The organism is Rhodococcus qingshengii JCM 15477, assembly GCF_023221595.1.
Lineage (GTDB): Bacteria > Actinomycetota > Actinomycetes > Mycobacteriales > Mycobacteriaceae > Rhodococcus_F > Rhodococcus_F qingshengii.
In genome coordinates, this window is sequence record NZ_CP096563.1 from 6,238,324 (window position 1) to 6,252,455 (window position 14,132).

At 62.8% G+C, this 14,132-nt stretch carries 13 protein-coding genes; 7 read left to right on the forward strand and 6 right to left on the reverse strand.

Annotation, left to right across the window (positions count from 1 at the left end):
* Nucleotides 1-11 precede the first annotated feature (11 nt).
* The gene (locus tag M0639_RS28830; RefSeq protein WP_003946000.1) at nt 12-953 is read left to right on the forward strand and encodes an ABC transporter substrate-binding protein; all 942 of its coding nucleotides are present in this window, start codon (nt 12-14) and stop codon (nt 951-953) included.
* Nucleotides 954-1,193: 240 nt separating this feature from the next.
* The gene (locus M0639_RS28835) at nt 1,194-2,444 is read left to right on the forward strand and encodes a reverse transcriptase family protein (RefSeq protein ID WP_082654901.1); all 1,251 of its coding nucleotides are present in this window, start codon (nt 1,194-1,196) and stop codon (nt 2,442-2,444) included.
* A gap of 13 nt (nt 2,445-2,457) precedes the next feature.
* Here M0639_RS28835 and M0639_RS28840 read toward each other — a convergent pair whose 3' ends face one another.
* Genes M0639_RS28840 through M0639_RS28850 form a run of 3 tightly spaced genes read right to left on the reverse strand, consistent with a single transcriptional unit; the run spans nt 2,458 to nt 4,478 of the window.
* Nucleotides 2,458-2,844, reverse strand: coding sequence for a RidA family protein (locus M0639_RS28840; protein ID WP_003946047.1), 387 nt, complete (start codon nt 2,842-2,844; stop codon nt 2,458-2,460).
* 42 nt (nt 2,845-2,886) lie between these two features.
* The gene (locus tag M0639_RS28845; protein WP_050656903.1) at nt 2,887-3,699 is read right to left on the reverse strand and encodes an alpha/beta fold hydrolase; all 813 of its coding nucleotides are present in this window, start codon (nt 3,697-3,699) and stop codon (nt 2,887-2,889) included.
* Nucleotides 3,700-3,701: 2 nt separating this feature from the next.
* Nucleotides 3,702-4,478: an IclR family transcriptional regulator gene (locus M0639_RS28850; RefSeq protein ID WP_007735498.1), complete on the reverse strand. Its 777-nt coding sequence runs from the start codon at nt 4,476-4,478 to the stop codon at nt 3,702-3,704.
* A gap of 195 nt (nt 4,479-4,673) precedes the next feature.
* Between M0639_RS28850 and M0639_RS28855 the strand changes: the two genes are divergently transcribed.
* From M0639_RS28855 to M0639_RS28875, 5 genes are read left to right on the forward strand one after another with little or no spacing between them, the layout of a single operon-like run.
* On the forward strand, nt 4,674-5,678 hold the full coding sequence (locus tag M0639_RS28855) for an ABC transporter substrate-binding protein (RefSeq protein ID WP_064073497.1): 1,005 nt from the start codon (nt 4,674-4,676) through the stop codon (nt 5,676-5,678).
* A gap of 10 nt (nt 5,679-5,688) precedes the next feature.
* On the forward strand, nt 5,689-6,471 hold the full coding sequence (locus M0639_RS28860) for an ABC transporter permease (protein WP_197486136.1): 783 nt from the start codon (nt 5,689-5,691) through the stop codon (nt 6,469-6,471).
* 2 nt (nt 6,472-6,473) lie between these two features.
* A complete protein-coding gene (locus M0639_RS28865; protein WP_231914972.1) occupies nt 6,474-7,256 on the forward strand; it encodes an ABC transporter permease in 783 nt (260 codons plus the stop codon).
* A complete protein-coding gene (locus tag M0639_RS28870) occupies nt 7,256-8,065 on the forward strand; it encodes an ABC transporter ATP-binding protein (protein ID WP_054831935.1) in 810 nt (269 codons plus the stop codon). Before M0639_RS28865 ends, M0639_RS28870 begins: the two co-directional genes overlap by 1 nt.
* Before the next feature lie 22 nt (nt 8,066-8,087).
* Nucleotides 8,088-9,098 (forward strand): YdcF family protein, encoded by a 1,011-nt coding sequence (locus M0639_RS28875; protein ID WP_047271863.1) that lies wholly within the window; start codon nt 8,088-8,090, stop codon nt 9,096-9,098.
* A gap of 6 nt (nt 9,099-9,104) precedes the next feature.
* Here M0639_RS28875 and M0639_RS28880 read toward each other — a convergent pair whose 3' ends face one another.
* Genes M0639_RS28880 through M0639_RS28890 form a run of 3 tightly spaced genes read right to left on the reverse strand, consistent with a single transcriptional unit; the run spans nt 9,105 to nt 13,995 of the window.
* Nucleotides 9,105-9,938: an NmrA family NAD(P)-binding protein gene (locus M0639_RS28880; protein ID WP_003945973.1), complete on the reverse strand. Its 834-nt coding sequence runs from the start codon at nt 9,936-9,938 to the stop codon at nt 9,105-9,107.
* Between the two features lie 14 nt (nt 9,939-9,952).
* Complete coding sequence (locus M0639_RS28885) at nt 9,953-11,896, reverse strand: hydantoinase B/oxoprolinase family protein (protein ID WP_064073495.1); 1,944 nt, start codon at nt 11,894-11,896, stop codon at nt 9,953-9,955.
* Complete coding sequence (locus M0639_RS28890) at nt 11,896-13,995, reverse strand: hydantoinase/oxoprolinase family protein (protein ID WP_064073494.1); 2,100 nt, start codon at nt 13,993-13,995, stop codon at nt 11,896-11,898. Before M0639_RS28890 ends, M0639_RS28885 begins: the two co-directional genes overlap by 1 nt.
* Nucleotides 13,996-14,132: the final 137 nt, after the last annotated feature.

Below are 14,132 nucleotides of genomic sequence, written 5' to 3' on the forward strand. Positions count from 1 at the left end.
CCGTAGATCTCATGACCGTTCGCGTCGGATACTTCCCACACAACAATTCGCTGTTCGTACTGCGCCACACCGGAATCCTCGAACGCCGTCTCCCCGATGTCGAGTGGGTGGACCTGCGTGAGCTTCCCGCCAAGCCTGCAGTGAACCCGGAAAACGCCTTGCCGACCCTGCACTCGGACTGGCTGTTCGAGGAGGGCGGATACGACGTGATCGGAACCGGATTCACGCCGCCCGTCACCGGATTGGCCCAGGGCCGCGATCTCGTCTACATCGGAATCTCCGGCCCCCGCGTGGAGAACGGGCGCCTGGTAGTCAAGGCAGAGTCCGAGATCAACACGGTTGAGGACCTGCGTGGCAAGCGCGTCGGCATCGCGCACGGATCGTGGCAGACCACACTTCTGTTGTTCGCCTTGGATCAGGCGGGGCTGACCTGGTCCGACATCGTCCCTGTCGACACCGACGTACGCGGTGGTGGAGCGGACCTCGTCGACGGCACCATCGATGCCTGGGTTGGCGCGTACCCGGGGCTGACGGACATCGAAGCGAACCACGAACTGCGCACGCTGATCGCCACCGACGGACTCTTCAGCCACCCCTCACTGTGGTTCACCCGGCGCGATTTCGCGGATACCAACCCGGAGGCCCTCCAGGCGATCATCGAGGCCCTGCAGGAATCCGACGCCTGGATCGAAGCCAACCCCCGCGAAGCCGCCCAGGTCTTCGTCGACGACGTCGAGAAGCGTGGCGGGTCCGCGAGCCTCGATGCCTGGGAAGCTGCACTGCGCGGACGTCCTTTCGGTGTCAACCCTGTCACCGACGAGTTCCTGGACGAGCAGCAGCGCGCGGCCGATCTCCTGCTGAGCAACGGACTACTGCCGAAAGCGGTCACCGTCCGCGAAGCAGTCGTGCCGTGGATCAGCGAGTTCGTCGGTTCGGATCGTTCGTCGATCTGAGGACCCACTCCTGACAGATCCGCTTCACACGTGACAGATACCGAACGGTCTGCCATTGTGAAGGAATGCGGCGGCGCGTGGGTGAGAGTTGGTCCACGCGACCAGTCTCAGGGGTAACCCCTGGGTCGGCCAGAAGAATTGGATACTGCGTCCACCGGCGTTCGGCACGCTCCGCGTGCTTGCCGCCGCACCGGACAAAGGATTTGGTCACCCCGCCCCGTCGCATCCCGGAGTCGAATCATGCGTGACTTCGAGCTCGATCCCGAGTTGGCGCGTCGTCTGGCCGTTGCGGCCGCTGACGCTCCGTGGACCCTCAGCGGCCTCGAGGAGGCATTCGGAACCGTCTTCGGCGTTTCCCCGACGCTCCTGGCCGTGCGCGTTCTCGACCTCATGCCCGCTCCACCGTTCGAACCGCAGACTCTGTATCGATTGCTTCGCGAACTACCTCGCCTGCGGCCTGTTCCTCTCTCACTGGACACCAATGAAACCTCGGTGTGGCGGTTCGACGTTCCCCGCTACAACACCAGTGTGGACCTGGCTCGTTCACTGGATCTGACGATCTCCGAACTCGAGTGGTTCGCCGACCGAGGGGAATGGCTCCGCACGAAACCCCGACCGCTACGCCACTACCGGCCGATGCAGATCAGCAAGAAGGCCGGCGCTCGCCTCCTCGAGGTACCGAAACCCCGATTGCGCGAAATTCAGCGGAAGATCCTGCGCCGCATCCTAGACCTGGTGCCCCCGCACGACGCGGCACACGGATTTGTCCGTGGTCGAAGCCCTCTGACTTTTGCAGCGCCGCACGCACAGTCGGAAATCGTGATCGGCGCGGACCTCGCGCAGTTCTTCCCTTCGATCAGCGGCAGCCGCGTTCATGCCGTCTTCGCCGCCCTCGGCTATCCACCCGCAGTGGCAGGCGTTCTCACCGGATTGTGCACTGTTGCAACACCTGCCGATACCCTGCGCGGCCTACCGTATGCACAGGCATCACAGCTACGCACCGCGCATCTTCCGCAAGGCGCACCCACTTCTCCTGCACTGGCGAATCTCGTCGCACGCAAACTCGACATCCGCTTGAGTGGACTCGCACAAGCGAACTGGCTCACCTACACCCGATACGCCGACGACCTCGCGTTCTCCGGAATCGAAGTAGCCGACGTCGGCACCCTCCTCTGGACGGTCGAGCAGATCGCCAGAGACGAAGGGTTTGCCATCCATCCACGAAAGACCAAGGTGATGCGCCCTCATCGACGCCAACACCTCACCGGGCTGGTGATCAACGACCAACCCTCGTATCCGCGCGACGACTACGATCGCTTGCGCGCCCTGCTGCACAATGCCGCCAATACCTCGGCGCAGGAACAGAATCGGGACGGTATCGAGAACTTCCGCGCCCACATCTACGGCCGGATCGCGCACATCGGCGAAACCAGCACGACACGCCGACGCACATTGTTGCGCCTGGCTGAACGTGTGGATTGGGACGGTTAGTGCCCGCGAGCAGTCAGACCCGCGGGGTGTAGGCCATGCATTCGACCTCCATGTGCGCACCCAGTGCCAGTCCGTCTGTTCCGAACGCACTGCGGGCCGGCAGTCTCGACGCCGGGAAGTACTCGAGGTAGACCTTGTTGAACTCCTGCCAACGAGACATGTCGTCAAGCATGACAGTACATTTGAAGATTGCTTCGACGCCGGAACCGTAAGCGATCAACGAAGCCACGATGTTCTCCATGGTCTGACGAGCCTGCGCTTCGAAGCCGTCGGCCAAAGTCCCGTCCGGGAGCATGCCGATCTGACCCGACAGATACAGAACGTCTCCGACGCGCACTCCGGTGGAGAACGGCGTATCGAAAGCGGGTGGGATGAACTCGACGGTCTGAGATGAATCCATTAGATCTCCTCGGAGTTGGAATATGCGTGACGAGTTGGCGTTTCAGCGCACTGGGCGCGCACGAACATCGGCCAGGAAGTGCGCCACCAACTCGTTCCACGCGTGTGGGTCCTCGAAATAGGGGGAGTGGCCGCGGTCGGCAAGTTCGACCACTTCGGCGTGGGGCAGGAACTCGGCGGCGCTGCGAATCCGCTCGGGTGTCATCAAATCGTCCAGCTCGCCCGCGATCAGCAGAACCGGCGCCGTCACCGCGGCAAGATCGCTCGGCGAGTAGTTGTGGGCCTTGAGAATTCGGAAGAACTCGGTGTCAGGTGGGCGATGACCGAAGGTGCCGAGAGCTTGGTACAGGTATGCCCTCGCCATGTCCAAGCTCGGCAACCGTCCGCCCACAGCGGGATGCTCCCCCAGGGGCCGCGCGGTGACGGGTGCTGCGGTGAGGGGAGGTGCGCTGTCCGGACCGAATCCGACGGGAATGCCGCCGGTCGTGCAGGCCAGGACTACCGACTCCACCCGGTCCGGAACAGCGATCGCGGTCCCCAATGCGGCCCAACCGCCCATCGACTGGCCGACCACGTGCGCTCGATCAACCGCCAACAGGTCCATGATTTCGATCAGATCAGAGACTGCCGCTACCGGGCCGTGGTTGCCGTTCTCGTTGGTAGAGCGGCCGAATCCTCGCTGATCCCAGCTGATCACCCGATAGTGCTGAGCGAAGTAGGGCACCTGCTGGTACCAGACGGCCGCATTTCCGCCGAGACCGTGCGTGAGAATCAGATCCGGGCCCTCGCCGGCAGTCTCGTACCAGACCCGTTCGCCGTCTGCGACGGTGATGAAGCCCTCGGTCCGTGAAATCATCCTTATTCTCCTGTGTCGGACGGGCGCTTGCCCGAAGTGTGGTCAGTGAGGAGTTGCTGCACTTCATCGGTGGCCCGCAGCAGGTGTTCTTCGACCATTCGCGTCGTTTTCGCATCGAAGTCGGTATCGAAACCGATCACCGTCAACGCACAGAGCGGAGACCCCTTGCGGGAAGACACTGCACGCGAGACCGAACCGATGATGTCCTGAGATCGTTTGTGGACAACGGCGAATCCGGTTTTCTGCGTCTCGGCGATGTCGGCGAGAAAGCCGGTGGGTCCTTCCAGTGGATAGCCACTCTTCTCCACCATCGCCAGGTAGGGCGCCCGGGTGTTGTCCTCGAGTGCCGCCACCAACGCGAGCGGACCCGCGAACCGGTGCGGCGGAAGCAGATCCCCGAGCATACGAGTGATCATCTTGAGTCGCTCGGGACGCAGCGCCGCGATGATCCGCGTCCCGCCGCTCTCGAGAACCTGCAGATTCACCATCATGTCCGTGCTCTCGGACAGCACCCGCATGGTCGGATCGCACAAGGCCGCCAACGAATGCGCTGCCGCTTCGTGGGAAACCTGCAGTGCAGCCGGGCCGGGGAGATAGCGACCGTCGTAGCGGAAGACCCAACCACGGTTCGCGAGTTCTCCGAGCACTCGGTGCGCAGTCGGGCGGAGCATCCCGACTTCTTCTGCCAGTTCGCTGAGCTTCATCGGCGTGGTCGAGCGCGCGATGGCCTCGAGTAGATCCAACGCTTTGTCGACGGCGGACGCAGAACCCTTCGTCATCCGATCCCCTCCCGGTGCCGTGGATGTACCCGGCGATCCGAAATCTCGTGTTCTTGGAAAACCCTTGGCATTCGCCTAGGAAATTACTATAGTCACAACAATCGTTCCGGCGTACGGAATTCTTTGAGCGTCTTCACCTTCCCACCGGATTACCGGCAAGGAAGTCATATCTTTCCCAGCGAGAGGTTTTCGGACATGACGGTTGGACTTACCCTTCGGTCGACACCACGGTTCAGAGTTGTTGCCCTAGCCGCGGTCGCGACCGCGGCATTGGCACTGACAGGCTGTTCGAGCGACGCCACGGCCTCCGACGGCGGGGGCACCCAGACCACCACGATTCGAATCGCACCTCAGCCGATCGCGGACTTCGCACCGATTTGGCTCGGCATGGAGCAGGGGTACTTCACCGATGAGGGACTCGACATCCAACTCGTGGAGGGCGGCGCTAGTTCCTCGGCTCAAATTCCGTTGCTGCTCAGCGGAAATGCAGATATGGCAGCCACGACTGCCGCTGCCGCAATTCAGGCACGGAGCCAGAACATGCCCGTCACCATTGTCGGCGGGCTCACGAATTTTGCCGCAAATGACAGCGTCGACCAGTCCGGTCTCGTGGTCGCCAAGGACAGTTCCATCAGCGGCTTCCGTGACCTCGAAGGCAAGACCGTCGCGATCAGCGGTTTGAAGTCCGTCAGCGAAGCAGTCATCTCTGCCGCGGTGGAGAAATCCGGCGGAGCAGCGAACAAGGTCTCGTTCATTCAGGCGCCCATGCCCAACCTCGGCGACCTGGTTTCCACCGGCGGGGCCGACGCGGCATTCCTCATCGATCCGTTCCTGAGTAAAGCAACCGACTCGGGGCTGAAGATCCTCGGCCACCCCTTCCCCTTGGCCGCGCCCGGTGTACCGGGGACCTCGCTGGTCGCTTCGGAATCGTTTGTCAATGCGAACCCTGACTCACTCGCGAAATTCCGTACCGCGCTTGCCAAATCAGTTGACTACGCCAATCAGAATCCGGGCGCGGTCAAGGCTGCACTCTCGACACAAGCCAAGATTCCGCTCGAAATGCTGGCCAACAGCAAGAATCCTCAGTTCGTCGCAGTAGTGGAACCGGGTGCTCTCGGCACGGAGATCGAACTGCTGGTCAAGTACGGGGAACTGACGGATTCGGTCGAGGCCGAATCCCTGCTGACCCCGGCCAACTGAGTTGTCCGCCTTGACAACCCTGCAGACTCGCCGCAGGCAGGTTCTGCTCGGTCGGCTGCTGACGCTCTTCGCGTTGGCAGCCGCCTGGCAGATCTTCGGAATGCTCGGCGACGAGGACGTCAAAGGTATTCCGAAGTTCAGCGACGTGGCAGTGGCCTTTGTGAACGAGCTCGGCACGTCCTCGTTGTGGACATCACTGGGACAAACGGTGACCACCACGGCGATCGGATTGGCGCTGTGCCTGGTGATCGGAATCCCGGCAGGGCTGCTGCTCGCCGCGCACCCGTTCCTGACGGTCTCCTCCCGCTTCGTCATCGACTTCTGCCGAACCGTTCCGCCGCTCGCAATCATTCCGCTCTTTCTGCTGATCATGGGCCCGACGCAACGGATGGCGGTGGCACTGATCGTGGCAGTAAGTGTGTGGCCGATTCTGCTCCAGACGATTCACGGTGTGCGCAACGTCGACCCGGAACTGCTGGCCACCGCACGATCCTTCCGACTTCCACTGTGGCGCAGGCTCGCTCTCGTCGTCGCACCGGCGTCGATGCCCTACATCTTCACCGGGATTCGCATCTCGGCAACACTGAGATTGCTGCTGACCATCGGTGCAGAATTGATCGCCGGCGTGCCGGGACTCGGTAAGGAGATCCTGCTGAGCCAATCCGTTCCCGATCGAATGTTCGCACTGATCATCGTCGCCGGACTACTCGGAATGCTGCTCGCCTTCGCCGTGATGGCGATCGAGAATCGTTTACTTGCTTGGCATTACATCCCGAGGAGGATGACGACGTGAAGATGATGTCAGGACTTCGACTCCTCGTGTGGGAGTTGTGGCTGCCGATCTTGATCGTCGTCGTATGGTACTTCGGTTCGGAGTCGAGCAAGTCGCCTTACTTCCCGCCGCTGTCGCGTATCTGGAAAGCGTTTGTGGACAACTGGTTCGGTCCGGGATTCGTCCACGACGTCGTACCGAGCTTGACCAACCTTGCCTTCGGTCTCGCCGTGGCACTGGTGGTCGGCGTCGGTGCCGGTCTCCTGCTGGCACTGTTCCCGCTGGCTGCCGACATTGCCGATCCGTTTCTCCAGTTCTTCCGCGCTATTCCGGCGCTGGCCGTATTACCCGCACTTTTCATCGTTTTCGGAACCGGTTCGACGGGTAACGTTGCCGCCATCGCCTTCGGCGCGGTCTGGCCGATACTCCTCAACACCCTCGACGGCATTCGCTCCATCGACCCGAGTATCCGATTGGTGGCGCGCAGCTACCGGATCCGTACACCCCTCCTGGTGACGCAGGTACTCCTCCCCGGAGCGATGCCGCAGATAACAGTCGGTATCCGCACCAGTCTCGCGATCGGTGTCGTCATCATGGTCGGAAGCGAAATGTACGTCTCCACTGCAGGAATCGGTCACTTCGTGATCGTCGCGCAACAGACCTTCGCGATCGCCGACATGTGGTCCGGAATTCTCCTGCTGGGAATCATCGGATACGTGCTCAACCTCGGATACGGCGTGATCGAACGATGGTTGCTCAGATGGCAGCCGCGGACCCACGACGCTCTCGCAGTGAAAGGAAACTGATGTCATCCACAGAATCTGCGGCATCGATACCCGCAGTCGAACTGAGCGGCCTCGGGGTGACCTACGGCGGTCCCACCGGCCGCGAAGTGCTCCGCGGCATCGATCTGTCCGTTGCACCCGGAGAAATCGTCTGCATCGTCGGCCATTCCGGCATCGGCAAGAGCACGCTGATTCGTTGCATCGCCGGTCTGCAGAAGCCGACCACTGGTGAGGTCCGCATCGCCGGGATCGCGATCGATGCACCGCCGGCCACGCTGGCTCTCGTGTCACAGGACTACGGACGCACACTGATGCCGTGGCTTCGAGTGGGCGAGAACGTTCGCCTGCCGCTACGGGGCAACGGTCTGGCGCGGAAGGTTCAGAACGAGAGGGTTAGCGATGCACTTGCCGTTGTCGGTCTAGGCGGTGCTGCGCGTTCCTACCCCTGGCAGTTGTCCGGCGGAATGCAGCAGAGAGTGGCGATAGCTCGCGCTCTCGCCTATCGGCCGCAGGTACTCCTCATGGACGAACCCTTCGCGTCGGTCGATGCGCAGACCCGCGCGGAACTCGAAGACCTCCTGCTGACGCTTCAGCGTGATCTTGGCATCACCGTCCTCCTCGTCACCCACGACGTCGACGAATCGGTGTACCTGTCCGATCGAGTGGTCGTACTCGGCGGAACTCCGGCATTGACGCAGGACATCGTCGACGTCCCGTTGACCGGAGCTCGAGATCAACTGACCACCAAGGCAGACCCACTGTTCATCGAGTGCCGTACCAGGGTCCTGTCCGCGATCCAGCAGTCGAAGGTGGTGGCGCCCGTGTCGTAAGCGCCTCGCCTAGGCTGGCTCCGTGATCCTTCTCCTCATCGGCCTCGCGCTGCTCGGATTCTGCGGCTACCGGTTCAGGCAGGATCGACGGAGGCTGAGCAACGGCGTCTACCTACTTCTCGGACTGATCTTCACCGGTCTGTGGATGTTGCAGTCGGGTGCGCCGGGAACCGAGGTCCCGTCGTTCGTCATCGCGACGATCGCTCTGCTCTCGCCGTTGCTGGTGCTCATGCTTGCAGGATTCCTGATCGTCAACGGAGTCACGATGCTGCGGCGCGAGGGATTCAGCGTCGCGAATCTGCTCTCACTCGTCGCCGGACTCGGCCTGCTCGTTCCCTACGTGTTGCTCGCATCAGCGCTGCTGACGCAGAGATATTGGCTCGCAGTCGTTCTCGGATCGTTCAGCCTGGTCGCGTCGTACCTGGGGTTTCTGTTCACGAGCTTTCTGCTCTACTCCTACGTCTACGGACGCCAGAAGTACCAGCCCGGGATGGACGCGATAGTGGTTCACGGCGCCGGGCTTTCGGGCGCCGACGTGACGCCCCTGCTTGCCAGCCGTCTGGACAAGGCGGCCGACGTCTTTCGCGCCGAGGTCCGCGAAGGACGTTCACCACTGTTGGTCGTGAGCGGCGGGAAGGGTTCGGACGAGGTGGTCAGCGAGGCGGAGGCAATGTGCGTCTACCTCGTCGATCACGGGATACCGCGCGAGAGCGTGATTCTCGAGGACCGCTCGACCACCACGCTCGAGAACCTCGAGTACACCAGGGACCTTCTCCGTGCCAACACCACGAAGCCTCGAATGGTGCTGGTCACCAGCAACTTCCACATCCTCCGAACTGCGACGTTTGCCCGAAGCCTCGATCTGGATGCGGAAGTCATCGGTTCCCACACCGCCCGGTACTACCTGCCGAGCGCCATTCTGCGCGAGTTCGCCGCCGTCACGGTGGAGCACAAGTGGCTCAACGGAACGGTCTGCCTGATCCTGGCCGCCCTGCCCCCACTGGTGGTCTGGGCGGTCGGTGGCATTTCGTAGCCGGATTCAGCGAATCAGGCTCTCGACGGCCATCGGTCGGCGACCCAGAAGCAGTTCGACGGCCGCGCTGCCGGCAAGAAAATCGTGGTGGTTGTAGAACTCGAACATCGCCGCCAGACGCGAGCTGGCGTTGACGTCAAGGCTGCTGCCGATCTGTTCGCGCCATTGATCCACGCTGATCTGATCTATCGCGACGGTCCGTGACGTCTGCTTTTCCACCATCTGTGCCACCTCCATGACGCTCAGAGCTTGCGGGCCGCCCACCTCGTACGTCGCTCCGTGATGTTCACCCGAGCCCTCGCTCAGTACGACCGCGGCAACAGCCGCCACGTCCGCCAGACTCACGAACGAGAACTTCGTTTCCGCGCTGTACGGCAGGACGATGGTGTCAGATCGGCCCGTGAGTACCGCCTCGAAATTCTGCGCGTACGCACACGGTTGCAGCACAGTCCATTTCAAGGGTGAACGATGCAGCTCGTCCTCACACCTGGCTTTGTCCAGGTGATGCGGCATGGACGGGCTGAACGGCCACGCGACGGAGTGATAGACAAAGTGCTCCACTCCCGCCGATGCCGCTGCCGTCAGCGCATTGCGAAGCAGTGCGGGCTCGTCGGGATGGACGTTCGGGGCAATGAAGTACACGCCTCGGCACCCGGCGAGCGCCTTGCGCAGTCCGCTTCCGGTTTCCAGTTCTACCTCGAAGTCCCCGTCGACACGCGCCTTTCGCACCAGTCGCCGAACTGTCACGCTCGGCGGCAGTGCGGCGACGACGGCCTCACCGGTCTTACCCGCGGCGCCGATCACCGCGATGTCGGCGCCGCGAGCAATTCCGTTCTCCATGAGAGTTTTCCGTCCTAGACGTAGTCGTAGACCGCTGAGGTGGCGCCACCGGAAAGCTGCGCGTAGCCCGGACCCCGATCGAAGAAGGGTTCGTTCTCACCGCGCTCCGAGCGCAACTGATCCCGTAGCTCCGTGGTCGCAGCCTCGTCGACCGACGGCTCGTCACCCTCGATCACGACGACAACACCGTAGTCGTCGCGTGCACCCTCTACGGAAACCTTGCGCCACTGAATGTCTCGCAAGACCTCCTCGATCGGGCGCTCCAGTGGATCTCCCCAACCGCCACCACCGGTGGTGCGAATCCGTACGACCTCGCCGGCCTTGATCGGCTCGGCATCGGTCAGCGCGTCGAACTCACGCTCGTTCGGTCCACCCGGATCCAGGACCACGGAGAACGGCCGACCGGCCTTGCCGCCCTTGACTCCCCAGCAGGCGAGGATCGAACGATCCGCAATGGACATGAAGTGCGCATCCTTGAGCATCCGGATGTGCTTCTCGTATCCCAGACCGCCGCGGTAGCGTCCGGCTCCGCCGGAATCCATGGCCAGACCGAGCTTCTCGACGATGAAGGGGAAACGGCTCTCGGTGAATTCGGTCGGCAGGTTCCGCGAATCGGGAACGACGTGAATCGTGTCCTCACCGTCGGCGTAGTAGCGTCCGCCCGAACCGCCGCCGAGCACCTCACGCATGAGGTACGAGTGACCCTCGAAGTCCTCACCGTAAACGCCGGTGTACCTGATGGTCTCCTGATCGGCGGGCATGTTGCCGTCCACAGCCTTGGCGACGACGCCGGCCAGCACTCCGAGCAGACGGAGGATGACAAACGTGCGCGCGTTGGTGGGGGCGGGGAAGATCGGGGTGATCAGTGTTCCCTTCTCGGGGAACTTCATCTCGATCAGCGGTACGACGCCCTCGTTGACATCCAGTTCGGCCATGCGCTCCGGGGTGTCCGCGAGGTTACGCAGAATCGGGGCCAACCACTTGATGAGGAAGTTTCCGTCCGCGTAGTCACCACAGTGGTTGATCGGGCCCTTTGCCTGCGGTCCGGTTCCGTTGAAGTCCAGGATGAGTCGCTCGCCGCCCTCGTCCTCCGGTCGCGTCTTCGTGAGCGTGATGCGCTGGATGTGGAGCATCGGTTCGTCGACGCCGTCGTGCTCGGCGTAGTCCTCCCACGTGTACTCACCGACCGGGATCTTGCTGAGGATCTCGCGACGGTACGTCTCGGTGGTCGCGTCCATCATCGCGTCGAAGCACGACTCGACGGTGTCGACGCCGTAGCGCTCGAACAGTTCGGTGAGTCGACGCGCACCCATCAGGCACGCCGAGCACTCGGCGTCGAGGTCAGCTGCCAACGCATCCGGCATGCGGGAGTTACGCGTCATGATGCGCAGCGCCGCCTCGTTGGGAACTCCCTGGTCCCACAGTTTGATCGGCGGAACCATCAGTCCCTCTTCGTACACCGTGGTGGCGCCGGACGGCATGGAGCCGGGGCAGCAACCGCCGATGTCGTCGTGGTGACCGAATGCCTGAACGAACGCAACAACTTTCGGCTCGGCATCGGGGGTGACGCGGGCGAAGACAGGCACCGTGACGCAGAGGTCGGGGAGATGGCCGATGCCACCTTCGGACAGGTAGACGTCGTTGTGGAAGTACACGTCTCCCGGCTTCATCGTCTCGAGTGGGAAGTCCCGGGCGATCGGATGAACCAGGGCGGAATACGAACGGCCCGTGAGCTTGCGGAGGTTCCGGTCGTGAATACCGGCGCGGAAGTCGTGAGCGTCACGGATCATCGGTGAGCGCGAGGTGCGCGAAATGGAGGTCTCCACCTCCATTTCCACGCTGGCGAGGTAACCGGCGACGATCTCGACCAGAATCGGGTCAGGTGACGCGCCGTCGGTAGCGGTGAGTCGGTACGGCTTGGCCGCGGTGGCAGCAGCAGCATCGAGAATGGCGGTCATCACTTCACTCCGTTCGAGTCGGAAGACTTCGAGATACGAATGTTCCCGAAGGTGTCGATACGTGCCGAGAATCCGGGATGGATCGGGACAGTCGAGCTGAACTCCTCGATCACGGCCGGTCCTTCGATGACGTCACCCGCACCGAGCAGTGTGCGATCGTAGGTGGCCGTCTCGACCCAGCTGTCGAAATAGGATTGGCGCGAACCGGTTCGGGCGGTCTCGGCACCGTTTCCGGCGGGGATTTCCTTGAGCGTCGGACGCTTGATCGGGCCGATGCCGCTCACGCGCAGGTTGACCCATTCCACGTGCTGCGACGGGTCTCCCCGGAAGTCGTAGCCGTACAGTTCACGGTGTGCCTGGTGGAACGCCTCGGCCGCGTCGTCCATGATCTGCGCCGTGACGGTACCTTCCGCCACCGGGACGCGCACCTCGAATGCCTGACCGAGGTAGCGCAGATCCGCAGTACGAGAGTACTTGCGCTGCGTCTCGTCGAAACCCTCTTCGGCGAGCGCGATCTCGGCTTCGCCGGCCAGCGCGTCGAACTGGCTCTGCAGGTCTTCAGCCTTCAACCGGTCGTGACGACTGACATGCGTCTGGACGTAGTCGTTGCGGACATCGACCGTCAGCAGACCGAACGCGGAGACGTTACCCGGATTGAGCGGGACGAGAACGTCTTTCAGACCCAGGATGTCGACGAGACGGCAGGCGAGCAGGGAGCCGGAGCCGCCGAACGTCACGAGGGTGAAGTCGCGAACGTCGAGGCCACGCTTGACGGTGATCTGACGCAGGGCGTTGGCCTGGTTCCACGCCGAGACCTCGAGGACGCCGACCGCGCACTCCTCGAAGCCCAGACTGAGCTGTGTTGCAAGCTCTTCGAGGCCCTTGCGTGCCAATTCCGTGTCGAGAGGAATCTCGCCACCGAGCAGGTGGGGTGGGATGCGACCGAGCAGGACGTGCGCGTCGGTGATGGTCGGTTCGCTGCCGCCCTTGCCGTAGCACAACGGTCCGGGATCGGCGCCGGCCGACTGAGGGCCGACTCGGAGGGTGTGTTCCGGCGTCATCCACGCGATCGACCCACCACCGGCGCCGACGGTCACGACGTCGATCATCGGGATCTTCGACGGGTAGTTGCCCACTCGCCCTTCGGTGGTCAGCGCGGGCTCGCCGCGAACCACGACGGTGACATCCGTCGACGTTCCGCCGCCGTCACAGGTCAACACCTGCTCGACGCCGGCGGCGTCGGCGATCAGCGCAGCACCGAGGGCTCCGGCGGCCGGTCCCGACAGGACTGTCGTAATAGGCTGGTGAACAACCTCTTTGGCCGACAGGACACCGCCGTTGGACTTCATGACGTAGAACGGGATGTCGCGGGGTTCACCGTCGGTGGTCGAGAACTCACGCAGACGATTCGCGATGTTGTTCACGTAGTTGCGGATGTTCGGCTTGACCGCGGCGTCCACGAGTGTGGTGATGGACCGCTCGTATTCGCGGTACTCACGCAGCACCTGGCTCGAGATGCTCACCGTCGCATCGGGGAAAACTTCGAAGAGGATGTCGCGTACGCGCTCCTCGTGCGTCGGATCGGCGTACGAGTGCATGAGGCAGACGCCGATGGTCCGGATCCCGCGGTCCTTGAAGAACTGCGCTGCGCTGCGAACGCTCTCTTCGTCGAGCGGACGAATCTCGCTGCCGTCGAAGGAAAGGCGTCCACCGACGGTGCGTACACGATCGGCGGGGACGATGCGTTCGGGCTTGACCCAGAAGTACGAGTTGCCGTAACCGTCCGGCACCGACTGACGAGCGATCTCGAGAACGTGCTCGTAGCCCTCGGTGGTGATGAAGCCGAGGTTCTCGACCTTGCCTTCGAGCAGCTTGTTCGTCGCTACGGTCGTGCCGTGGCTGACCGCACCGATGGAGTCGCCACTCTCACCGAGCTTGGCGAGTACCTTCTCGATACCGGCGAGAAAGCCCTCGGCGGGGTCCGCCGGGGTGGACGGGGTCTTGGTGGTGACGATGGCGCCGGTTTCGTCGTCCACTGCCACGATGTCGGTGAACGTTCCGCCGGTATCGATACCGACCCGAATCTTCCTGGGTTCCACGCTTCCTCCTGAGATCTTTGGCTCGTCTCGTCTGGTACCGATCGACGGTTGCGGCCTAGCCGGTAAGTGGCTCGTACCTGACGTGTAGAGCTATTCCACAGGTTCGGAAGAGCGGATTCTTTGTCACAATTCGCCGA